Source organism: Rheinheimera baltica (genome assembly GCF_030731985.1).
In the GTDB taxonomy this organism is placed as follows: Bacteria; Pseudomonadota; Gammaproteobacteria; order Enterobacterales; family Alteromonadaceae; genus Alishewanella; species Alishewanella baltica.
Map to the genome: position 1 here is coordinate 72360 of NZ_JAPJDY010000004.1, position 22110 is coordinate 94469.

Consider the following 22110-nt stretch of genomic DNA (forward strand, 5'->3'; position numbering starts at 1 on the left):
TGTCGATAATATATTAAATCGAAAACTCTAAATTTATTGTGTATAGGCTATAAGGGTTGCTATGGAACGCTCTCTCTGTGACACGTTTAAAAAGATAAATGAACAGATACTACTACTACCAGACTTCCAGCGTGACTATAAATGGAATGTTGCTAAACAGCAGAGTTTGCTTGCCTCAATTATGCTTAAATTTCCTGTTGGTAGTTCGCTTATACTTGAAGGACAATCCGATTCATTTGCACTCAGGAAAATCGGTGAGACTATACAATACACCGTGAACGAGTCGCAGCCTTGCGAGTATTTACTTGATGGGCAACAGAGAACCACAACACTTTACAACGCTTTTAATGATGTCTTCGATTTTTCTCAATTTAAAGATCAGGACGCATTAACTGAATTCATTTCAAAAAAAGCAAACCCTATGAAAGTGAGATGGTTTATTCGTGTGCCTGTTGCTGGTAAAGCAAATGATAGTGTTACAGATTTTTTTAATGCCACAAAAGTATTATTTGAAAAAGATCACTTAGAACATTTTGAACCGAATGACATAATCGATGTATTTCATTGCGAAACCTTCAATGAGAAGAATAGTAAAGGCGTGTCAAAATGGTTTTCTCCGTATTACCACTTAAAAGCTTTAGAGACCTTAAAAAAGCCTCAAGTAATTACTCAGTTTGTAAACAGCTGCATTGAAAATGGCATGGTTCCTCTATTTATGATTGGAACTAATTCTGGCGTGATAAATCGGATCTTAGAGGGTATCGCGAATATTAACATGCAAGCTATTCGTGATATGCACGCTGAAAATTTTGCTTTTATCAAAGAAAACTATGACTTTGCACAACAATTTGACGGTTATGACACAATTGATGAGTATGAGGAAGAAAGCGGTAACCTTTACTCAGAAGAGTTAGAAAAAATTTTCATAACTTGCAAAAATAACTGGCAGAACAATGTTTCTAATTATTTAATAAGAGATATTTTTGAGGATTATAAACTTAATAGCCTTGTAACTGATGATATCCGCAGAGCTATTCCAATTTTCTGCCATTTGAATGATGGCGGCATGAAATTGGATGACTTTGATTTGGTTGCAGCTAAAGTGGCGAAACGAGTTAAAGGTGATAAAGAAACATATTCTTTAAGTTCTCTTATTCGTTCAATGTTTATTCAACCAGTAAGCCTATGTTCTTATCTTGCATTTAGCTGTGGTGGTTCAAATAAATTATATTTAAATGACCTTGATAGTTTGTCTGATGGTTTACCCTCAGGATATTTATCCAAGACGATACTAGCGATATGCACAGCTCTCGCAAGGCGAGAGATAGAACAGAATGCTGAAAATTCGTTCGAGGTGAAAAAAAAGGACACAAGTTCAAAGACCCTACTAAGCTTGGAAACAGAGTTAATCCGAAAATATATACAAAAGGCTACACTCGCGGTACAGCGTGCGTTTTCCTTTCTGCTGATTCGTTGCGGTGTTTATAACTCAAATAAATTACATTATAAGTTGATGATTCAACCTGTCGCATTTGTTTTTGCGGAGGATCATTTTTGGGATAATCCTTCAGCACACAAAAAGGTAGAGTTTTGGTATTGGACTAGCGCATTCTCAGGACGATACTTGTATGATCAAAGCGCTGTGGTTATTGATGATATCAATCAGTTGTATAATTGGGTTGTTAATGATACTGGTTCTGAAATCTTAGAACGAGAATCACTGATATTTAAAGATGATAAGTTTGCATCTAAAAACCTTTTAATGCAGAAGTTGAATGAGTATCCCAAAGAAGGGATTCACGCATTAATTTTACAATATGTTCTCAGTGTTCAGCCTTCTTACGATTTATTGGCAACAGAAACAAAAAAATTGAATGCATTTAGAAAGAACGAGCAAGGCGATATTATTCTTTGGCCTGCGAATGCGTCGGATGGTATTAATGATCATCACATTATTCCTTTGGGATCAGTTAAAGGCCTTGGCCAAAAAACAGAGGAAATACGGCAAGATCCTAACCACATTCTTAATAGCCCATTGAACAGGGTTTTGATCTCTGGTGAAGCAAATAGTGTAATTAGTTCAATGGATCCATCTCGGTACTTTGCGGACATACCACAGAACAAAATAGTGATGAAATCTTTGCTTATTGGAAACTCATTCGGAAGTATTTCCACTGGTTCAAACGCAACAGATATAGAAAGTGCACTAGATGAGCGATTTGATCTCTTAGAACAATCAGTTAAAGAAAGGTTGATGAGCTTGACAGCAAAAGGCTAACTTGTACTAGTTCAGACCTTTCGCATGTCTACACTTTAACACGCTCGCATTGTACGAGCGTGTTTGTTATTAATCATCTAGAACTCTACATTTATTGCTTCATTAGATTGTTGGTTAGAGAAATCTTTTTCATTTTGAACGATTTTTTCAAATATCTTTTTATACAGCATATCAATGCCTTCGTGATCACCAGGGTTTTCATCAAGCCAAAGTTTTATCTCGTATAAGCCTGCGTTACAGTACTCTTCAAAGATTTTAATAGCGTCAGCTAAATTTTCGTCTTTCAGAACTGTAGCGTTTTTATCTTCCATCAGAGCAATCAAATAAATATAGGCATCTAATTGTGCTGCTGGCGGCGAAGGTGCGTATTGCTCTAACAGTATTGAAATAGTGTCACCAGTAAGAGACCGCCGTTTTCCTAGAGAATGCCCGACCATCCCTGCGAAAACCATCAAGTCTTTGTTAAAAGAAAAAATTGGATTTTCAGCGCCTCTACTAGAACTTAACTTCGTGACAAGTGGCTCATGATTTCTTTCCCTTTTTACTCCCCGTTTTCGCCAATCCATCTTGTCTTTGTTAGTTGACATAATTTCCAACCTCTTCAATCAAAGTCCGCTCTATAGTCTGTCCGTAGCGAGCAGTGTCATACTCTTTTCCACAAACAAAGATGCGATTAGACTGTTTATCTACCGTGCTTGATGGTTCCTCTAAGACCATGTTGTATTCGAGTCCAACCTTTGCACGGATGTTTTCTTCTACAGTTCCTTCCCAATGACTAGAGGATAGAAGGAATACAACTTGCTCAACGGAACTTGGAATTGCTGATGCGACGTGACCTTTGTATTTGTTATCTAGATCACCGAACGGCGCATCGACAACAAATGGCGCTATAGCACCTGGTGTCAATATCTGGCCTCTAGCATTCTTGCGTTCACGAGACAGCTCGATTAGCGATGAGATAAAGGTAAGACTTAGAAGCAGAGCTTGGCCATCACTCTCTGCTACAACGTGTCCACTACTGTCAATAAGTCTTATTTCAAAGGTGTGTGGGTTAAGCTTGGCTTTATAATCTTGACGTACGAACATTGATAAGTATTTGTTAACTTTTTCAATTATTCTCTTTTCAACGTCTTTTTCGGCATTCTGTAAAGTAGAATCTATTAATGTTTCAACTTGCTCAGCGTAAGACGCAAGGTCTTTATACTTAAGCATTTCTGAAGAATACGCATCAAGTCTGCTGATTTCATTCTTTAGAGCAGGAAGTTCTTTCTCACTGTTTTCTAATTTCGCCTTAGCATTCCCTAGAGATTGAAGTTCTTGTCGAAGGTTGTTATTTGCCCTTGAGCGTTCCTTTTCAAGATTATTGATACTCTCTAAATCTGTAAGACCTTGTATTTTTACAGATAGATCAGCAATTTCTTTAGTCAATCTAACGATATTGGTTTCAGCTTGTGCCAATTTATGTATGTTAGATGAAAACAACTTTTTAGACTTAATTGCGTTTTGTTGAATACTTGTGAGCTGTGAGCGCGCCTTTCTGACTCGGTTTTCAAGCATGGGATCTGATGCCTGTTTCAGAAGCGCATTGATCTTGTTAAATGCTTCAGTGCCAGGTTTAATATCCGCACCACAAATGCAAAGGGCTTCTTTAAGGATATCTTGAACAAGCTGCTCGTTGTATGGTGCAGGAATTGTTCCTTTGTATTCTGACTCATCTATAAAATCCAAAGCTGTTTGCGCGAGCTTTAAACCAAACACCGTAGTGGCATAATCCGATATCAATCCTACTTTTTCTTCGAGGGCATCTTGCTGCAGACCTTTTTCTCTTTTTAGCTGCTTTTCCTTCTCTAACCTTAGGTTGTGAATCTGTTGGATCGTTTTACTGTCACTACTTTGAAGTTGTTCATCAATCTCGGCGATTGTAGCTTCATAATATGAGATAGCTTGCTCAGAGCGTTGAATAGCCTCTTTATATGAGGCTAATTGGTTTTCTAATGCTGTTATTTTTTTTTGCTTCTCAGCTACTATTCCTTGCTTGTCAGCTTTAGCCATTTCACTTTGATAATTCTTTCTTATGGCTTTCACATCTTGTAATGCTTTTTCAGCAATTGTGAACCCTAATATCTCTCTTATAGCTTGTTTTACAATTGAATCGCCTTTAGCGCTTGAAATTTTCCCGATACCTTCACCTTGGAAGAAGAAATACTTCGCCATATCTTTAGGAATAACTGAATTGATGAATGAATTTGGTGTATCGATTTCAGCATAGGAATATCCTTGTAATTCAAAGACTTTAAAGTTTTTGTTCTGTGGGCTTACGCTTCGCTGAGCGAGATATATTTTTCCGTTGTCATCTTCAAACTCAATCTTTACGAAATAGTTAGAATCACCTTCAGACTTAGCAACTTTATTAAGTATGTTGCTTGGGTCTTTAAAGTTCTGTGTTGTAACCTCATAAAAACACCACAATATGGCATTTAAAAAGGCAGTTTTACCGGTTCCATTTTCGGCATGAATCAGCGTTATGTTCTTTTCGCGATCAGTTGAAAACTCAACTGATTGTTGACCATAGAACTGCCTAAAATTTTTAAGTTCTAACTTCCTAAGCTTCATCAGTTGAACTCCTTTTTACAGCATCGCTTAAAATCTCTCTTATCCTGCTTAACCGTCTTGTTTCAACTTCTTCCCCATAAAAAGCCTGGCGCTCGATATTAACTATCTTTCTGGCAGTATCGTGAATGGGATCAGTAATGTTTTCAGCTTCTTTTTCAGCTTCTAATAGTTGTTTAGCTATTTCTTCAAATGAGGTCATAGGATAGTCCGTACTCTCTGATGATGTTCTCAATATCCATCTTATTGGTGGCTAACAAAGCAAAATCGTTTATTCGTTCTGCTTCAGCTTCCTTAAGTTTTCTTGCTGCTGGTCCATTGTTAATCGGTAACACAACAAAGTCGTAAATCTTGGCAATACTTTTACAAGCGTACCTTCGTAGTATTCTTCCTCTTCGCTGTACATATTGTCTTGGGTTTCTAGTGCTGGCTAAGATGAATGCTGTTTTACATGCGGGAACATCAATGCCTTCATCTAATACTTTCATTGCGACTAACGCATCTATCGTTTTGTCCTTAAACGATTCCATAATGCGTTTTCTATTTTGCCGTGACACTGATCCCGTGAATTGCGAAATTCTCCAACCATTACCACCCAGTACTTCTGACACTTGGTCGATTACTTTTACATCATCTTCTGTATCATCGGAATATGGTTTACCTTCTCCCGCATAAAACAAAGTGTGAGGTCTATCGCTAGAGTCTATAAAACGGGTTAACTCTGAAAGTTTAGATAGCTTTCCTTTCGCCGAGCCAATAAGTCTGCTTCGCTTACTACACAAAGATATCAACAACTCCCTGTCTTGTTTATCGAGACGCTGAGATTTTTGCTTTGCCAGTAGCTTTGAAATTTTCAGAGACAATTCATCGTATTTATCCTGCTCTTCGCTGTCTAAAAAAACGGGAATAATATGATACTCGTATGGTGTTAACACTCCATCGAGAATAGCGTCACCTAAAGAGTACTCAGCAACGATGCTGCCATAGTAGGCTTCTAATCGTTCTTTTGCTTCATTAGGAAAAGGCGAGTCGATCTCATCATCATCACTTCGGAAAGGTGTTGCAGACAGGCCAATACGGTAATAAGCGTCGGGCAATGAATCATTAATATTTTTCGAACCATGGTTATGGCACTCATCACCAACAACAATTAACGATGTTTTATCCACTTTGGCAATAAGACTTTGGAAATGAGGAGCCGTCATCGTTTTATTAACAACGACAACCGCAAAAAATGGTAAAACGCCGGAATTGAAGTAATTTATTGTGTTTTCAAGCCGCCCATACCATGAGCTACTTGATTCAAAACATTGAATTGGTATGACACCAAACATACCAAGATTTTCTACCCACTGTATTGCAAGTTCAATATATGGAACCGCGACAACTAGGGATAGTCCCTTTTCCTTTTTTTGATGTGCTTCAAAGATCTTTACTGCGCCGTATATTGCGGTAATTGTTTTTCCTGAACCTGTGGCGAGCTTCATAATGCCGTGGTAGCCGTTCGCTCGCCAGTTTTCTAAAGCGCTTCGCTGATGTTTAAAAATTTCAAATTTGTTTTTACCTAAAAACACAGGTATGGAAGGTAAGTTTATTTTGGAATCAGTTTTTGATAAAAAGTACGACTCTTCATGTTCGACGATATGGCTAATCAAATCCCTTTTTTCAGCCACAGCATTGCTTATTTTGTCGTATATTTCAGATGGCACCTCTATGGTGAGCGAGTTTTCTTCTTGATTATTCCACAGCCTTTCGAAACCATCTTCGTACACTTTGCCAAATCGTTCATAAATCTCATTATGCCAACTCTCAAAGACGCTAATTGATTCGGCATTTAGAGTGGGAATTAATCCACTGGGTGTTTCATTTGCTGAACCAGAGAATACAATTGAATTGCCACATATATCTTTGAATATTCCAATCTTCTCATGGTACATACCAGCTCGACGAAGTGAAAATTTAATCTCAAGCTTTTTGCATGCAATCAACCATGCTAATAGTTCAAGGCGCTCTGTTGTTGGCCCAACATTAGTTAGCATTTCTAACAACTTTTCTGAAAGCTCATCATGTAGGCTACCTAGCTGAATACCGTGTTTTACTGCTTCAAACTCCTCATCAGACAATGGATGACCAATAATTAGCCTCATGTTGCCATTTGAACGAATCAAATAGCTTAGGCCCTGTGCACTCATTGCAAGAACTTCTGAGGAAAAATAGCCAACAGCTCGGCTATAAGTAATTGATATATCTAAACACCTTTTATAAAAGTCATTAAAAATGTCATCAGTGCTGCTTCGGTATACTGATTTGAGGTCTAAATCTTTTAAACTTTTACTTTCCATCGTGTTACTCATACTCCATATTCGTAAAACACGTGAAGGCTATCAATTCCTATGTTGCAGTTAAGCTATAGCTCATCAAAGTCGTTCTATTTGTTGTCTCGGTATTTGATACACTAGAAAGCTCATTTAATCAACAAGTTTGCTGTACTCAAAGATGTCAACTCGTTGGCACGACATATCAATTTTGGTTCGTTCGAGTAAATTAGGCGTGTTAGCTTTGCCCCAGTCCGAATATGTTAAGAGTGTCACTTTACCTGAAGTTATGTGGATTTTTATCTGATGCACCTCATCAATATCCCCATACAACTGCAGTGCTGAGCCGACATAGACGCGGAGTATTGCAGGTAAGTCGTTTAAATAACCTTTTTCAATAATTAACGAGTGCGGCATTTCATCTTCGTAAACCAATTTGCCTTTTACTTTCTCTGCTATCTCAACACAGGCTTTTTCGATAATGCCTGTATTCGCAATACTAAACAGCAACTCCTTCGCTTGAGCTAGCGCCACATTATAGTTACCAAAAAACGCCTTAATATCGCGCTTTAATCCCTCAGGCTGCTGGGCATAACCTTTATGTTTTTGAAACTGTGCTAGGGCAAAGTACACTAGTAAGTCTTCCTTACGCATAGCGGCGGCTTGCTCAAGCTCATCTGGGTTGTACCATTTGCTGACAAAACGCAGGGCCTTTTTCGGTGAGCTTGTTACCTCGATTAGTTGCTGATATTGAGTAAACTCATCTTCTGCTGGCATGCGGCCAAGGTCGAGGCTGCATTTCCAAAACGCTTCAAATAGCGGTTGGTGCTGGGTAAATAGCAAGCGTGCCTGAGTTTCTGAGACTGGCTCGGGTGCAGTTAGGTGACGCCATTCGTAATGCCGCTTTTGCCGGCTTTGCTGAAATTGCTGCTCCAGGTTTTTATCGCGAAACACATAAAAAATACCTGGGCCGATGGCAATAGCATTTTCATCCAGCGTGGTTTCAATAAATTCTTTCAGCTCGCTTTGGCTGTAGTACTTTTGAAAGGTATTGCGTGAGGTAATAACGCCATCTTTGTAAGGCTGAAACTGTGCGATATAGCTCTCATTGGCCAGCATCGCCGACACCACCAGCAGCTTGTGGGTTAACTCCCAGCTACCGAGTAGGGCATCTAAACGCTCGTCTTTATCTTCAATAACGTTAATCACAAAGCCGATATTCACAATATCAGAGTTGACCTTATCGGCATCGGGCCGAAAGTTTGGGTCCCAGCCCACAACGTCCAGGCCATGTGCTTCCAGCTCACGCAGGTCATCGCCTCTGCCGCAGCCATAATCAAATATTGAGTAATCGCCTTGCAGAAAACCATGCTTAGCCAAGGTTTTCATTGGCGCTGAGAGTTCATGCCGCACCAGAGCCGTTCTGTGACGGTCAATACTTTGCTCGTATTCAGAGCTGTGCAATGCTGAGCTACGAAACAGCCTACCGTCAACCAGCTCATAACCGTGCTTGGCAATAAGCCGCTGCCAGCTGGCTTTAAAGCCGATCATTCTGGGGTTGTCATACAAACCTGCCGCTTCGCCTTCTTGGGTGATCAGGCAAAAACTCTCATAGTCGGGGTGCTCTGGCAGAATAAAGTGTTCTTTGCGATGCAGTATCGGCGGGTTGTCATGCTCGTCATAGCGGGTAACCCTGTGTTGCAGTTTGGCTAAATCTACCGTCACACTTTGCTGCAAGGCAGGGTAGGCATCAGTGTAAAAATCAGGATATTGCAGTAGTGAAAGCCGAAAGCTAGTTTTAAATAGCTTAACAATATTCCAATCGCTATCCGGTACTTTAAGTGCCGTTGCGACAACGGTAACAAACTTCGCCAGTGGGGGCGGCAAAGCTCTGAACGCATCTTTATGCAGGTAAATGGCATCCGGCAGTTTCTTACCCGCACGGGCTTGTTTTACCAACTCGTTAAACTTGTCAGAATTCATTAGTAGTTAGCCAAATGAAAAGCATGGGTTTTAAATGGCGATAGACTATCCAAAGTAAGGGCGCTCTGGTTGTCTTTATTTACTGCGGGGCATTCAGCAATGAAAAAGTCGATACCGGTTGCTGTTTTGATGCTGCGCAAATACACCGGAATAATCGGCATTGAAGCTGGTATTTTAGGTAACAGACTTAAAATTGGGTAGAGCAATTTATGCTTTGCCAAGGAATCAAATTTGTCACCATGCTTGGCTTCTACGATAAATAAACTTTCTTTGTTATCTCTTTTAGCCACGAATACGGCATCAATTTCTACCTGGCCTTGTTGATGAAGTAGGGTTGCGTCACTATCGCTTCTTGGTCTGAATTCAAAGGTAAATACACTTTGACCTGTTGCTGGAATTAACAACGAGTCAGATTTTTCTACGCCAAGTGCATGAGGTAACAGACCAGACGCTAGGGCGAGGTTTACTACAGAGGTTTCTGTGACTTTGGGTAATAGTTGAAACGGAAAGAGTGAACGAATGGAGACATCCGGTAAAAACAGTTCAGGTGTTAATGCAGAGAACAGTTTGTCATCGACGAAGAAAAAATCAGAGTATGAATGTTTGGCCTTAATCAAACTGAAAAAGGAACCTTTGCTTTTAGGCCTACTACCAAGCCTAAGGACCATCATGTTGGCTTGCTTTAATTCAGGCCTAAGTTTTTGCACACTATCGATAGAAATGTGCGGCCACGGCTCAAGTGCTTTGCCTAAAGCCGCCTCGCTATAAGCTTTGAAAGACTCTGGTTCAGAGACGATATTGTCGCTTTGGTTGAGGCTCTCTATTCTTGGGACGTAAATCATTAGCAGTATCCGCCTTGCATTATCTTGCTTGATGATAACCGAATAAATAATTTAGCAAAATTTTAATTAAAGCTCTTTTGCCAGTGCTATAGCACTATCACCAAATGCCTTTTTGCCAGGATAACGCCGGTCGTTTGCGCTTTGCTGCATCACCTGAAAATGCCTTAATGGTTCATCTGACACACTGATATGGATCGGCCGGTCGCGGCCATAAAAGTAAAGCTTATCGAAGCTTAGCTGCTGGCAAATAAACTGGGCAATGAGGTGCATACGCTGTTCATAGCCTTGCACAATAAAATCACAGGCAGCGCCCTGTCGTTCGCAGATAAGCGAGTTTCTGCTGTTTAGCTCGCAGCAAGCATGTTGATCTAAACCCGGCGCAGTGCCGGCTGGTGATAAGCGCTGGATATAGCGGCTTAGTGCGGAGCCAGTAAAGCCATAGGTAACGGTTAAAGTGCCAAAATGTTCGGTCACAGGCAGCAGTATTTGCTTGGTAAGTTGTGCCAGAAACTGTTCAGACGCCAGCGATGGCGTATTATCGCCCGCAAATTGGTGCTTAGCCCGGTGCCAGTTTAATAGTTGTGCATACAGCTCATCAAAAGATTGCACGGTGGTTAGCTTTCAGGTTGCTTAGGTATCTGGTAAAAATAAGCATTACCTTGTTTTTTGTAGGGTAGTTTGCCAACTACCCGAAGGTGCATAAGCTCGCAGCTGGACACCTTCAACACCTTTTGGGCTTCTTTGCTTGTTAGCCAGTTTTCTGTTTCTTGCTTTTTATCTGTCATTAATCTGACCATTATTTCACTGCAAAGGCTTTGATACTAACGCTGTTACGGCTGATTTAAAAGCTTGGCAAGTACAGCTTGTTGATTGTTTTAAAAATGTAATTTGTGTTATATTTTTGGTTTTCAAGGATGAGGGCCTCTTATGAAAACACTGCACGATATTCAACGTACTAACCAAATTCGCCTGCAAGCGCAGCAAAACCAGCAAAGAGAAGCGTTGGCTAAAGCATTGGCGGCCAATTCACACACACTGTTTGTGATGAATGAAGCAGAGTTTTTTGAGCTGGCGGTAAATATTAAGCGCCAGCAAGGTATGCAGCCAGTACAGATCCAAGCTTGGGTGGAGCAATTAGCGTTGCAAAACCCAGCGTTAGGCCAGCTATGGCGCCGCTACGATGACAATGTTAAAGCTGTCATGTCCTATATTCCCGCAACCGTTGATGCAGCCGCGCTGGCTGTGTTGGCAAAAGATTTAAGTAAAAGCGGCAATTTACTAACGAAGTACCAGATTAAAACTTACCATGGCCGCACCTATGTGATTGTCAAAGGCTATCCAGCACTGAGACAGCATCTAACTGGCACCCGCTATTTGGCAAGCCATCCTAAAGTGGTGTCTATGGGCATCGGTAAAATGGATGCTGCAAAGGCGATTAAAGGCGGCTTTGTGTTGTCATTAGTGCTATCGGTTGGCTTTCATGCGGTTGATCAACTGCTAAATGATCAGAAAACATGGCATGACTTCGTTGGCGGCGTAGCTGCAGATGTTATTTACGCAGGGGTAGCTACAGCGATAGCTTATTCTGCAGTATCAATCGCAGTTGGTGGTATCGTAACTTTTACTTTGGGGCCGTTGGCACTGGTTGTAATTGTTGGTGTAGGGCTAGCGATAGGATTTGCTGCTTTAGATAAAAAAATCAGGCTTGGAGAGAAACTCGCAGCGTTATTGAAGCAAGAATCAGCCAAACTAGACCGTTCAATGAGCAATGTGAGTCATGCTGCCGACAAGTTTAACAATGAATATTCAAATGACACTATGGACTTTTTACATCGCATCTTTGCAATTCCTAAACTGGCGCTACAGTAATGGCTGTTGATAATTCTGAGCTTTCAGGACTTCAGAAAGGATTGGCGTTCATTTATAGCCTAGTATTGTTGGTGGCTAATCTTTTGATAGCCAATGAAGCTTGGTCAGCGTTGAAGTTGCTCCAACAGACTGAACAACGTTTTTTTTATATGGACATTATGCCATTCGCCTTAGCAGCATTATGGTTGGTGCCTGTCATGCTGATGCTAAGCTATATTCTGTTAACCAGAGCATTGTCGGTACTCCCGCAATTAAATGTGGATAAGCTATTAAAAGCTGCATTGCCATGCTTGCTTTTACTGCTGGTATCTCGCGTGGCTATAGGTTTTTACCTCGGCGATTATTTACCTTCAAAAGGCTTTATATACTGCGACAAGCTTAGCCGTACAGCCGCATTTTCTGGTCAAATATGGGTGAGCAAACAGGCTTACTGTCACGATGAATCTTATCTGGTGAATACAGAAGTACTGGAGTGGTTTGATGAGCAGCAATCCGCCGGCACAATGCCATCTAACGATGAAGTAACTGCACAGATTGAATTATTTATTGCAGAGTATAAGCAGCGGTATCAGTGACGACGGATAACAAACCCGGCACACCAGAGTTTGAAGCCTGGCTGTTGGGACGGGCAAAAGAACGCGCGGAAAAACTGTTTACCACCGAAATACCCGAAGAGCTGGCCGATGTTGGTAGCGGCTTAATTGCCGGCCCGCGCAGTTGGGAAGAAATCATGCCGGAGAAAACCATTGCCGAAGATATCGCCATTAATAAGGCGCATAAACGAAAGCATCTTAAAGTAGTTAAGTAATGCCAAAACAGGTTGAGGATTTCGAACGCAAAAAGGGACTGGCGGTGTTTTTGTCATTGATATTTATTGGCATGTTCACCATAGGTGTGTACGACACATGGCGGCTTTTAACCTTACTCCGCGATATCGACTTAACACCCTTCTATTTTATATTGTCACTGGATGGCGTGCTGCTACTGATTCTCTCGCCGTGCATCCTGATGCTGATGTACATTGTATTGAGGCGGCATTTTGGTAACTTGCCAGAGCGGCATTTTGACTTCTGGGCGATCATGACGCTGGTATTATTGCCGTGTGCGGTAGTGGTGAGGATTGGGCTTGGGTTCTGGGTAACAAACTATGTTGCCGCCAAAGGGTTTACGCCCTGTAGCGAATTAACCAGCACTTCGCGTTCTACTGCGAAGGTATGGGTAAGATACCCGGAGTACTGCCACCCGGAATCTTATCGAGTAAAAAACGAAGTCAGGGACTGGTTTGATGAACAACAAGCCGCTGGGGCAAAGCCTTCGAATGATGAAGTGATAGCGCAGATAGAACTATTAATTGCAGAACATAAGAGCGGTATCAGTGATGGCTGAGAATGCATCCAAGCCCGGTAAATTACAGACGTTAAACCACAGGCTGGCATGCGTGGTTCAAGGCACAAGCACCCGCATGCCATGGGCGCTGTTGAGAAAGTCTTTATAGCCATTCTTAACTTGCTGAAGTACTTCATAGTGCTGTTCAACCTGAGAAAATTCTGCACAGCCGCTGGTTAAGGCAATAGCGTCTGCTTTGGTAAGGCCAGAGATCACCAACATTTTATCGTCTTTAATAATGCTAAGTTCTGCTACTGTGAATGGGATGCCAACACTTTCTTGGCGCACAAATGATGAGACATATTTAAAGTTGTAAGTGGGCTGAGCGCTGTGTTCCAGCAATAAAACATCAGTGTCTTCGCTTGCAGCGAGATTACGGCAGTACTCTTGCTGCGGCCCTGCGTAAGTGGTAAACATCACAGAAGCGGGTTGCCAGTTTTCTAAATTGCTGGCATCAACGCTATTGCTGTATTCGTGCTCGGCTTTTTGACTAAAACCGGATGGTATAGTCCAATCACAACCCATGTAATTGTGGCTTTGCGCCTGGCAGGCAGCGGTAAATATTAAGGCACTGAAAAACAGAATAGGCTTTACAAAATTCATAGGCTGACTACCTTGAAAAACATCGTCGGCGGCTATTTTTATCTGAAAATGGATGCCCTATTATCACTAGAATATGCCTGCTAAGTCTTGATCAAAGACTACGTCGGTAAAACCATGCTGCTCGAAGATAGCTTTAAAAGCCTCTGTTACAAACAGGCCATGAGTGCCATACATTGCTGATTTAAAAACGGTTTTGTCTGCTACGGATAATGGCTCAAAAACCAGGGTTTTAACACCACACTCAACGCCATCTTCATAGCGCCGAATGGTTCTCGACGTGTCTTCTGTTGCACATTGTAGTGGCACAAAAATGTGCATCTGCATATCGTCAACCTGCAGGGCTAAAAACTCTCCAGCATTAGCCAGCACACCTTTAAATGCATTATAAGCCTGTGCCGTAAACAATAAATATGAACCCCAGAAGGAGATATCTGGTACTGGTAAGCCTTGCTGGTATGCCGCAGCCAGCTTACAGCTGGATGGTGTCCATTTTTGCAGTAAACTCTCATTAGTTCTGGGTTGCCGACGCACTAAGGATAAATCTTTATCACCAAGGATGTCAGCGAATTGAAACAAATCCAGCTCTGGCACTTCATAAGCATTTTCGACAGGCTTAAGCCGATATAGGGTCATTGTGTTGTCCATTAGGTTAGTTTCTAGCGTTTTTTCGCCGGCGCCAGGGTTTAGCTTTTTTTGCCGCCTGGCCGGGTTTGTTTTTGCCTGGTGTATTTATGGGCAGTTGTGCTGGTGGTTCAATTTTGGCCACCAGCAGCATTATCAACACCACCACTGCGGCTGTAGCAAAGGCATACAGGGTATTGCGGTAATCACGGCCTTGCCGCTGGCTAAAGGGGCCATGCCGGGCCCGAAGTACCAGAGGCTGGCCGGCAGCAGCGGGGATAATGTTTTGCAGCGCTTTTAAGTCATCAGACAGCCGCAGGCGTTCAAAGTAACTGACCTGAAGCATGTCTAACCGGGCAAACTGCTGCTTTGCTTCGGCATAGAAACGCTGTTGTTCTAATTGGCGTGGCGAATCTTCAAAATTGGCATCATAGCTGCGCGAATAAAGCATGGCGTACCAAAGGTTATCTGACTGGCTGAACGGACAAATATAGTGGCTGTGAAAGTAGTACGTAGTGCCGCCTCTGGTGCTGATTGAATTGGTAAATTGTGTATTACGGCAGCGGCTGCGCTGTACGCTAAATGCTTTTATATCAAAGTATTGCTCAGTTGGGTGGTGTACGGCGTCGTTAACGTGTTGCAGTGGGATTAAAGAAAACGGCGCACTGACCAGGTTAATCTGACTAACAACGATAACGCCAGCAATCGAGAAATTGATCACAAAGTAATAGGCAAAATAGCTGTCTTTTTGCCAGCCAGCTCCGCGCAATAGGGTAATGCGCTGCTTCAGCCAAAGCGGTATACATAACCATGGCAATAGCATAGGTAGCCAGATATCCAGTAGTTCAGTGGTAAGTGGAATAACAGCCAGTTTGATATCCAGCAGCCAGCGGATGAGGTTGTAGCTAACCAGCAGCAAAATGCTAAACAGCAGAAAAGGCACATAGAGGTTAGTGAATTTTAACGTTAATGCGTGCATGGGAGCCTATCGCGACCGGATAATAGGTTGAGAATAACGTTTTAACATAGCTACGCTATTTAACTAAAACTGGTGTTCACCTCTGTGGTTGCCGCTGTCATTAGCTTATGAATTGGGCATTTATCGGCGATGGCGGCCAGTTGGCTTTTTTGCTCGTCGGTTAATTGGCCCAGCAGCTTTAGCTGCACGTTTAATACATACACGCCCTGCGCTTCGCGGCTGTTGTCGCGCTCTATTTCTATGTCGATGTAATCCAGCGGCAGTTGTTTACGTTTGGCGTACATCATTACCGTAATGGCTTTGCAGGCGGCCAGGGCGGCGTCGTAGTAGTCGTGCGGGTCGGGCGCGCTGTCGTCTCCGCCTAACTCTTTGCTTACGTCGGCAAAGATGGTGTGCTAGTGAATGCGGATGGTTTGTCGGTAGATGCCGCTGTCGCTTTTGCGTAGTTCAATACTCATGCGTGGCCCTTTGTGTGTTAAACGCCCGTTGCAGTTGGCTGATACCCTGCGCTTAGGGCAACAGTATAGAATAATTGGCGTACTGACAACGGTCGTGCTGTTATTGGCTGCGCTAATGCAGGTTTCAAAAAAGTCGCTGTGGTATTTGCTGGTGCTGTAAAAACAAAAAAGCATCGCTGTTGCTAGCGATGCTTTTTTATTACCACACTAACATTACTGTTTTTTAGTGCGACGCGCTGCCAAACCTAACAGACCTAAGCCTAAGATGGCAATAGTCGCTGGCTCTGGTACAGAGGCAGTGGTTGGGGTATTACGTACAATATATAAACCAGAAGATGTTTCAGGCGTGCTACTTGAGAAATTAGTAGAAAAAATTCTTGAGGTTCCTGCCCAGGCAGAGGCACCCATCATTCTGATTACGTTATTCGCCGTAAAATACAGACCGTAGGTATCTACACCGCCACCGTTTAACGTAGTAGTACCAAACAGGCTTCTGAAATCAGTGAAGTTTTGTATTAATGCACTGTCTGTAGTGTCAACGCTACCGATTGCGCCGTGTACCGCAGAAAACGTTGGGAAAGCGGCATTAAACAGGTCTGCAACTTCTTGAGCAGTGGCTAAACGCCAGCCCATGCCACGGGCGATAAACGATTCCCAGTTAGCAAAGGTCCAGGAATTTGATACGGACAAATCTAACCATGTTAGGCTTGAAACGGTATCTGATACGGCTAAGTTGTCACCGGCACCCGTGTAATCTGCTTCAATTAAACCTGCGTTTGCAACACTACTTACAGCCAGGACTAAGCCTGCTGCAGCTGCTTTTAACATTTTTAAGTACATCGAAGTTCCTTTTACTACTTTAAGATTATGGAATGAAATGGAGTTAATTTTAATATCTAATGTAGTGATGCATTAATCATGCCGGATATTTATTTTTATAATTTACATGGTGTTACGCTAGTTTGGTGTTTGGTGAGTTCAGTGTGTGTAAAGAAAACAGACAACAATGTGTATGCTGCTTTAGGCTTAGCCAGCTTGATGAGTAAAGTTGGTGTGCAGGGTATAAAAGCCTAAAGACGCTAGCCAGGCAAAGGCGGCTTGTTGTTCTGCGAAGATGCGTCGTTCAAAATTGTCGGTTTTTTCGATAACCATCCGGTCCATTTGATAACGTTTAACCATATTAGGGCAATAAACTTGTGCGGCATAACGTAGGTCGTGTTTGATGCACCACACAACCAGATCTTGCACTATAGGTTCTATTTCAGGCACACCAAGGTGCCAGTCGTCCATATAGACAATATGCGCCCAGGGTTGGCCTATTAATGGCTCGGCTATCGCTTTAAATTCTGTGGCGAAATCCATTGCGCTAAAGCGGCTCCAGCTACCACTGATTACAGCGATTAATACTTTATCTTCACGCCAAAGCTTGAAATCGGGTGTTTGGATCATCGCTATGCTCTGGTAACAGGTTTCAAGATTAAATATAGCAGCTTGCTGTGCAGGCGTTATGATATAGCACATGATAAGTTAGTTTTGTTTGCATAAAATGCATAGACAACAGGGTGCACTCTGCTAGTCTGGATGACAACGTTGCATACATACCAATAGAAAATGTTATGAGTTTAATTATTTACGCCATTCCGGTGTTTTTTGCCTTAATTTTTTTGGAGTTATGGTTTGACCATAAACGCCGCAATGTTACTTATTCCTTTAACGATGCAATTAACTCACTGAACCTGGGCGTAATGAGCCAGGTAACCGGCATTGCCTATAAAACGGTGCAGTTTAGTTTTTATCTGTTGGTGTTTCAGTATCTGGCACCGCTAAGTTTAGGTGTCGATTCGCCCTGGATGTGGCTGTTTGCTTTTGTGGCTTACGATTTTTGCTACTACTGGTATCACCGCATGAGCCATGAAATCAATGTACTGTGGGCGTCGCATTTGGTGCATCATCAAAGTGAAGAATACAACCTGACTACTGCGCTTAGGCAAACCAGTGGGAGCTTTTTTGCCTTTGTGTTTTATTTGCCGCTTGCGTTAATTGGTATTGAGCCTTATGTGCTGCTAACAGTAGCATCGCTTAATCTTATTTATCAGTTTTGGGTGCATACCCGCCATATTGACCGCATGCCACGCTGGTATGAGGCGCTATTTGTTACCCCGAGTAACCATAGGGTGCACCATGCGCAAAACCCCATATACATTAATAAGAACCACGGTGGCGTGTTTATTATTTGGGATAGGCTGTTTGGTACCTTTCAGGCGGAATTGCGCGAAGAGCCGGTTATTTTTGGTGTTACTAAGCCGTTAGCCAGTTGGAACCCGTTGTGGGCCAATATTGAAATGTATTGGTCGTTAACGCGAGATGCCTGGTGTACCCGGCGCTGGCAAGACAAACTGGGTATTTGGTTTAGGCCTACCGGTTGGCGCCCTGTTGATGCGCGTCAGCGTTTCCCTAGTAAAGCTAAAGACCCGTATCAGCAGGTGAAGTTTGATACGCCATTAACCGGGCGGCAAAAGGCCTATGCGTTTTTTCAGCACCTTACGCTTGTCGCTATTGCGTTATATTTTTTACTTACCTCTGCCAGTTTAAGTACGGTAGGTATTTTTACCGGCAGTGGCATTATTATTTTTTGTTTGTTTTGTCTGGGGTGCTACCAAGAGCAGAGTCGCCATTATGTCTGGCTGGAAGCAGTTAAAAATGTGCTATTGGCAGTAACAGCAGTGTGGGTGTTGCCCTTTGCTAGCCAGGTTTATGCCCTGTTGTGGTTGCTACTTGCCAGCACCTTGTTGCTCAGAGGGATGCAGCAACGCCAGGCCCAGTGTGCGGGTACAACGCAACACGAATAATGCCATAAATAACGAAAGCATGAATAAACTGCAGTGCTGCCCAGGCCGTATAGTCTCACTGTTGTAGGCAAGGGTATTACATTATATGGCGTCTAATAGCTCAAAAGTACCGGCTAACCGTTTCTCCCGTTTTGGCAGTTTGGCCTCGCTTGCCGGCCGGGTAGCCGGAGGCATGTTGGCAGAAGGCGCCAGGCAGCTGGCGCAAGGTAAGGTGCCAGCCAAAACAGATATGTTACTAACGCCGGCGAATGTGCGGCGGGTGGCCGATCAATTAGCCCATTTACGCGGCGCCGCGATGAAAGTAGGGCAGTTATTGTCCATGAATGCGGGAGATATGTTACCGCCCGCGCTGGCGGATATCCTTTCCCGCCTGCGCGCCAGCGCTAACCCTATGCCAGCGAAACAATTAGCCAAAGTGCTGCAAGATGAATGGGGGCCAAACTGGCAGCAGCATTTTGCTGATTTTAGTTTTATGCCACTGGCCGCGGCTTCTATTGGCCAGGTGCATCAGGCGTATCATGACAACGGTAAGCGCTTGGCGGTTAAAGTGCAGTATCCCGGCATAAAGCAGAGCATCGACAGTGATGTTGATAACGTGGCAACCCTGCTGCGTATTAGCGGTATTATTCCAGCGGAGGTGGATTACCACAGCTTGCTGGCGGAAGCGAAATTGCAATTAAAGGCCGAGGCTGATTATCTGCAGGAAGCCGCCTATCTGTCAGAGTATCGCCAGTTGTTGGGCCAGTCTGCCGATTTTTTACTGCCTGAGCCTGTTACGGCGTTAAGCACGTCAAACATTCTGGTAATGAGTTATGTTGACGGCGTGCCCATTGAGTCGTTAACCACACAAAGCCAGGCCGTGCGCGACCGCGTTATGCGGCTATTGTTTGCTTTGCTGTTTCGCGAGCTGTTCGAATTCTCCCTGGTACAAACCGACCCCAATTTTGCCAATTATTTATACAATACTGACACGGCGCAGTTGGTGCTGTTGGATTTTGGTGCTTGCCGCCATTACAGTGCGCAGTTTAGTCAGGGCTATCGTGCGCTGTTTACTGCGGCGCTGGCGCAGAATAATGACGCCATGGCGCAGGCGCTGAGTGATATTGGCTTTTTTAGCCAACATATCGTGCCAGAGCAAAAACAGGCTGTGTTGCAATTGGTTGCTATTGCCTGTGAACCGCTAATGAAAGATGCCGTTTTTGACTTTGGCGCAACAGATTTAGCATTACGCCTGCGTGACGCCGGTACAGCCCTTAGCACACAGCAGCAGTATTGGCATTCGCCACCCGCGGATGCCCTATTTTTACATCGCAAAATTGGCGGCTTGTATTTGTTGGCAGCACGGTTAAAAGCCCGGGTTAATGTGCGTGAATTACTGAAGCCCTATTTGCTGTAGCAGCATCAATAGGTTACAAGTATTGCAATTGAAAGCCGGCAGCTGTTGTAGCTTGTGGCGAAAATATAAGCAGGTTGATATGTTGAATTGTTAACAGATTAACTGGTATGATGACACTCTTTTTGGGCATGCTAAGTTAAGCGTGTCGGCTATTGAGGGTTCAAAATGTTGTTTTCATTCGCTCGTAATGCTTTATGTTCAGCTGCACTTTTAATGGCCAGCTTTAGCGGCCATGCTTCGCTTATTGTGAATGGCGACTTTGAATCAAATAGCGTCAGAGCTGGCAGCTGGAACTGGTTTGCCAGTAGCCAGGTTGCGGGCTGGAATGGCAGTAATATTGAAGTTTGGAATGCCATGAATGGCGTTTTGGCGCAAAGTGGTAACCATTTTATTGAGTTAAATGCGGCTGGCACCAACAACGGCCTTTGGTCAATATTCCAAATGTTTGCTACCGAAATTGGTCAGCAATACCAGCTGAGCTTTTATTACCGCGCCCGTACTTACGACAACGAGCGCTTTGCGGTGTCAGTTGCGGGGTTAAATGAGTCGTTCAATAACGACAGCGCGCGTGGTTGGAGCTTTTTTACCAGCAACTTTATTGCCACTGACAGTACCTCTATTTTGCGTTTCACTGCATTAAATTCAGGTACCTTGGGTAACTTTATTGATAATGTACAGGTTGTGGGTGTGCCAACAATAGCGTCAGTGCCTGCACCTGCTTCTGTGGCCTTATTTGGCGCAGGGTTGTTTGGTTTAATGGCAAGCCGCCGTTTACGCCAACGTAAGTAACATGCAATAGCTACTGCTGTAGCTTGCACCAGAAAAAACCGCTGTTAGCGTTAAGCATGCTGAGTTAAGTTGCTTAACATAACGCGGTTTTTTTGTGGCCGATATTATCCTGTTGTATGGCTAGGTATTGCTGGTTGGATAGGGAATAAATTCTTCTTCATCACCCACCACCCTGGCAAACTCCCCGGCTTGCCATTGTTGTTTAGCTTGCTCGATACGCTCTTTGCGACTGGAGATAAAATTCCACTCTATATAGCGTTTGCTCATGCTTTCACCACCAATTATTGCAATGCGGCTGTCTGCTGTGGCTTTAATTACTACGTCGGCTGCCTGATGCAGTACTACCATCGTATGTTCGGGCACGGCGGTATCTTGTAGCTGCAATGCGCCACTGGTGACGTAGACTGCACGCTCGGCGCAGTCGGGTAATGTCAGGCGCTGGCCAGCTTGCAAAAAAGCTTCAACATACAGTGTTTGCGCATAGGTTTTAACCGGTGAGGTAAAGCCATAAGCACTACCAATCAGTACTCGCACTGCCACGCCATTAATATGGCTTGCTGGAATGTCGGCAGAAGGGTAGTGATAAAACGCCGGGTCAATTTCTTCGTCGGCTTCTGGTAGTGCCAGCCATAGCTGTAAGCCGTGTAATCTATGTGCACTTGCCGTTACTTCTGGCCGTTCACGTTCTGAATGCACAATGCCACTGCCGGCGACCATCAGGTTTATGTCGCCCGGTTTAATGGCTTGATAGCTGCCCAGCGAGTCACGGTGCAGTATTTCACCTTCGAATAAATACGTTACGGTTGCCAGGTTAATATGTGGATGCGGCCTAACCTTGATACCGTCACCGGCGGCAAATTCAGCCGGCCCCATGTGATCGAAAAAAATCCACGGCCCTACCATTTTTTGTTGCTGCGTGGGCAGGGTGCGGCGCACAGAAAAGCCGCCCAAATCTTTTTCCCGTGGTTCAATAATAAGTGCTACTGCACTGCAGCCTGCGCTAAGTTTGCAGTTGCTGTCGTTTAATCGTTCTGTGGTGCTCATATCACAACCTTACTGGTTAACCTTTCAACTAAAACAACAGTATAGATCAGCTGGCGCTGAATAACGCTGGCATAAAAACGTAAGGTAG

The 22110-nt window shown here is 43.4% G+C and carries 24 protein-coding genes; 9 read left to right on the top strand and 15 right to left on the bottom strand.

What is annotated here, in order from left to right:
• The first annotated feature begins 61 nt into the window (after positions 1-61).
• Positions 62-2278 (top strand): DUF262 domain-containing protein, encoded by a 2217-nt coding sequence (locus ORJ00_RS07860; RefSeq protein WP_306139480.1) that lies wholly within the window; start codon positions 62-64, stop codon positions 2276-2278.
• 77 nt (positions 2279-2355) lie between these two features.
• Here the strand turns inward: ORJ00_RS07860 and ORJ00_RS07865 are convergent, their stop codons facing one another.
• The 8 genes from ORJ00_RS07865 to ORJ00_RS07900 all read right to left on the bottom strand — a co-directional run bounded on the left by ORJ00_RS07865 (position 2356) and on the right by ORJ00_RS07900 (position 10813).
• Positions 2356-2865: a DNA phosphorothioation-associated 4-like protein gene (locus tag ORJ00_RS07865; RefSeq protein ID WP_306139481.1), complete on the bottom strand. Its 510-nt coding sequence runs from the start codon at positions 2863-2865 to the stop codon at positions 2356-2358.
• The gene (locus tag ORJ00_RS07870) at positions 2855-4891 is read right to left on the bottom strand and encodes an AAA family ATPase (protein WP_306139482.1); all 2037 of its coding nucleotides are present in this window, start codon (positions 4889-4891) and stop codon (positions 2855-2857) included. Before ORJ00_RS07870 ends, ORJ00_RS07865 begins: the two co-directional genes overlap by 11 nt.
• Positions 4881-5090 (bottom strand): hypothetical protein, encoded by a 210-nt coding sequence (locus tag ORJ00_RS07875; protein ID WP_306139483.1) that lies wholly within the window; start codon positions 5088-5090, stop codon positions 4881-4883. The genes ORJ00_RS07870 and ORJ00_RS07875 overlap by 11 nt, the downstream gene beginning before the upstream one ends.
• Positions 5077-7230: a helicase-related protein gene (locus ORJ00_RS07880; RefSeq protein ID WP_306139484.1), complete on the bottom strand. Its 2154-nt coding sequence runs from the start codon at positions 7228-7230 to the stop codon at positions 5077-5079. Before ORJ00_RS07880 ends, ORJ00_RS07875 begins: the two co-directional genes overlap by 14 nt.
• Positions 7231-7356: 126 nt before the next feature.
• Positions 7357-9186: a DNA phosphorothioation-associated putative methyltransferase gene (locus tag ORJ00_RS07885; RefSeq protein WP_306139485.1), complete on the bottom strand. Its 1830-nt coding sequence runs from the start codon at positions 9184-9186 to the stop codon at positions 7357-7359.
• Positions 9186-10028 carry a DUF6997 domain-containing protein gene (locus tag ORJ00_RS07890; protein WP_306139486.1) on the bottom strand — a complete coding sequence of 281 codons (843 nt, stop codon included), beginning with the start codon at positions 10026-10028 and terminating at the stop codon, positions 9186-9188. Before ORJ00_RS07890 ends, ORJ00_RS07885 begins: the two co-directional genes overlap by 1 nt.
• A 66-nt stretch (positions 10029-10094) precedes the next feature.
• Positions 10095-10637: a hypothetical protein gene (locus ORJ00_RS07895; RefSeq protein WP_306139487.1), complete on the bottom strand. Its 543-nt coding sequence runs from the start codon at positions 10635-10637 to the stop codon at positions 10095-10097.
• Between the two features lie 5 nt (positions 10638-10642).
• Positions 10643-10813 (bottom strand): hypothetical protein, encoded by a 171-nt coding sequence (locus ORJ00_RS07900; RefSeq protein ID WP_306139488.1) that lies wholly within the window; start codon positions 10811-10813, stop codon positions 10643-10645.
• A gap of 142 nt (positions 10814-10955) precedes the next feature.
• Here ORJ00_RS07900 and ORJ00_RS07905 point away from each other — a divergent pair, with 142 nt between their 5' ends.
• The 4 genes from ORJ00_RS07905 to ORJ00_RS07920 are packed head-to-tail and all read left to right on the top strand — an operon-like array spanning position 10956 to position 13283.
• Positions 10956-11897, top strand: coding sequence for a hypothetical protein (locus tag ORJ00_RS07905; protein ID WP_306139490.1), 942 nt, complete (start codon positions 10956-10958; stop codon positions 11895-11897).
• Positions 11897-12472: a DUF1240 domain-containing protein gene (locus tag ORJ00_RS07910; protein WP_306139491.1), complete on the top strand. Its 576-nt coding sequence runs from the start codon at positions 11897-11899 to the stop codon at positions 12470-12472. Before ORJ00_RS07905 ends, ORJ00_RS07910 begins: the two co-directional genes overlap by 1 nt.
• Positions 12469-12705, top strand: a complete 237-nt coding sequence (locus ORJ00_RS07915; protein WP_306139492.1) for a hypothetical protein — start codon at positions 12469-12471, stop codon at positions 12703-12705. The genes ORJ00_RS07910 and ORJ00_RS07915 overlap by 4 nt, the downstream gene beginning before the upstream one ends.
• Positions 12705-13283, top strand: coding sequence for a DUF1240 domain-containing protein (locus tag ORJ00_RS07920; RefSeq protein ID WP_306139493.1), 579 nt, complete (start codon positions 12705-12707; stop codon positions 13281-13283). Before ORJ00_RS07915 ends, ORJ00_RS07920 begins: the two co-directional genes overlap by 1 nt.
• 57 nt (positions 13284-13340) lie before the next feature.
• Here ORJ00_RS07920 and ORJ00_RS07925 read toward each other — a convergent pair whose 3' ends face one another.
• From ORJ00_RS07925 to ORJ00_RS07940, 4 genes are all read right to left on the bottom strand, one after another.
• The gene (locus ORJ00_RS07925; protein WP_306139494.1) at positions 13341-13886 is read right to left on the bottom strand and encodes a hypothetical protein; all 546 of its coding nucleotides are present in this window, start codon (positions 13884-13886) and stop codon (positions 13341-13343) included.
• 66 nt (positions 13887-13952) lie between these two features.
• Positions 13953-14519: a hypothetical protein gene (locus ORJ00_RS07930; protein ID WP_306139495.1), complete on the bottom strand. Its 567-nt coding sequence runs from the start codon at positions 14517-14519 to the stop codon at positions 13953-13955.
• A 16-nt stretch (positions 14520-14535) separates the two neighbouring features.
• The gene (locus ORJ00_RS07935; protein WP_306139496.1) at positions 14536-15486 is read right to left on the bottom strand and encodes a hypothetical protein; all 951 of its coding nucleotides are present in this window, start codon (positions 15484-15486) and stop codon (positions 14536-14538) included.
• A gap of 59 nt (positions 15487-15545) precedes the next feature.
• The gene (locus ORJ00_RS07940; RefSeq protein WP_306139662.1) at positions 15546-15875 is read right to left on the bottom strand and encodes an OsmC family protein; all 330 of its coding nucleotides are present in this window, start codon (positions 15873-15875) and stop codon (positions 15546-15548) included.
• Positions 15876-15909: 34 nt separating this feature from the next.
• Between ORJ00_RS07940 and ORJ00_RS07945 the strand changes: the two genes are divergently transcribed.
• Complete coding sequence (locus ORJ00_RS07945; protein ID WP_306139497.1) at positions 15910-16104, top strand: hypothetical protein; 195 nt, start codon at positions 15910-15912, stop codon at positions 16102-16104.
• 53 nt (positions 16105-16157) lie between these two features.
• Here ORJ00_RS07945 and ORJ00_RS07950 read toward each other — a convergent pair whose 3' ends face one another.
• Entirely contained in the window at positions 16158-16784 is a 627-nt protein-coding gene (locus ORJ00_RS07950) for a PEP-CTERM sorting domain-containing protein (RefSeq protein WP_306139498.1), read from the bottom strand.
• Positions 16785-16970: 186 nt separating this feature from the next.
• The gene (locus ORJ00_RS07955; RefSeq protein WP_306139499.1) at positions 16971-17393 is read right to left on the bottom strand and encodes a hypothetical protein; all 423 of its coding nucleotides are present in this window, start codon (positions 17391-17393) and stop codon (positions 16971-16973) included.
• 167 nt (positions 17394-17560) lie between these two features.
• On the opposite strand from ORJ00_RS07955, the gene ORJ00_RS07960 reads away from it, so the two are divergent.
• The 3 genes from ORJ00_RS07960 to ORJ00_RS07970 all read left to right on the top strand — a co-directional run bounded on the left by ORJ00_RS07960 (position 17561) and on the right by ORJ00_RS07970 (position 20978).
• A complete protein-coding gene (locus ORJ00_RS07960) occupies positions 17561-18793 on the top strand; it encodes a sterol desaturase family protein (protein ID WP_306139500.1) in 1233 nt (410 codons plus the stop codon).
• An 85-nt stretch (positions 18794-18878) separates the two neighbouring features.
• Positions 18879-20189 (top strand): ABC1 kinase family protein, encoded by a 1311-nt coding sequence (locus tag ORJ00_RS07965; protein ID WP_306139501.1) that lies wholly within the window; start codon positions 18879-18881, stop codon positions 20187-20189.
• A gap of 165 nt (positions 20190-20354) precedes the next feature.
• Positions 20355-20978, top strand: coding sequence for a DUF642 domain-containing protein (locus tag ORJ00_RS07970; RefSeq protein WP_306125832.1), 624 nt, complete (start codon positions 20355-20357; stop codon positions 20976-20978).
• 120 nt (positions 20979-21098) lie between these two features.
• Here the strand turns inward: ORJ00_RS07970 and ORJ00_RS07975 are convergent, their stop codons facing one another.
• Positions 21099-22022 carry a pirin family protein gene (locus ORJ00_RS07975; protein ID WP_306139502.1) on the bottom strand — a complete coding sequence of 308 codons (924 nt, stop codon included), beginning with the start codon at positions 22020-22022 and terminating at the stop codon, positions 21099-21101.
• Positions 22023-22110: the final 88 nt, after the last annotated feature.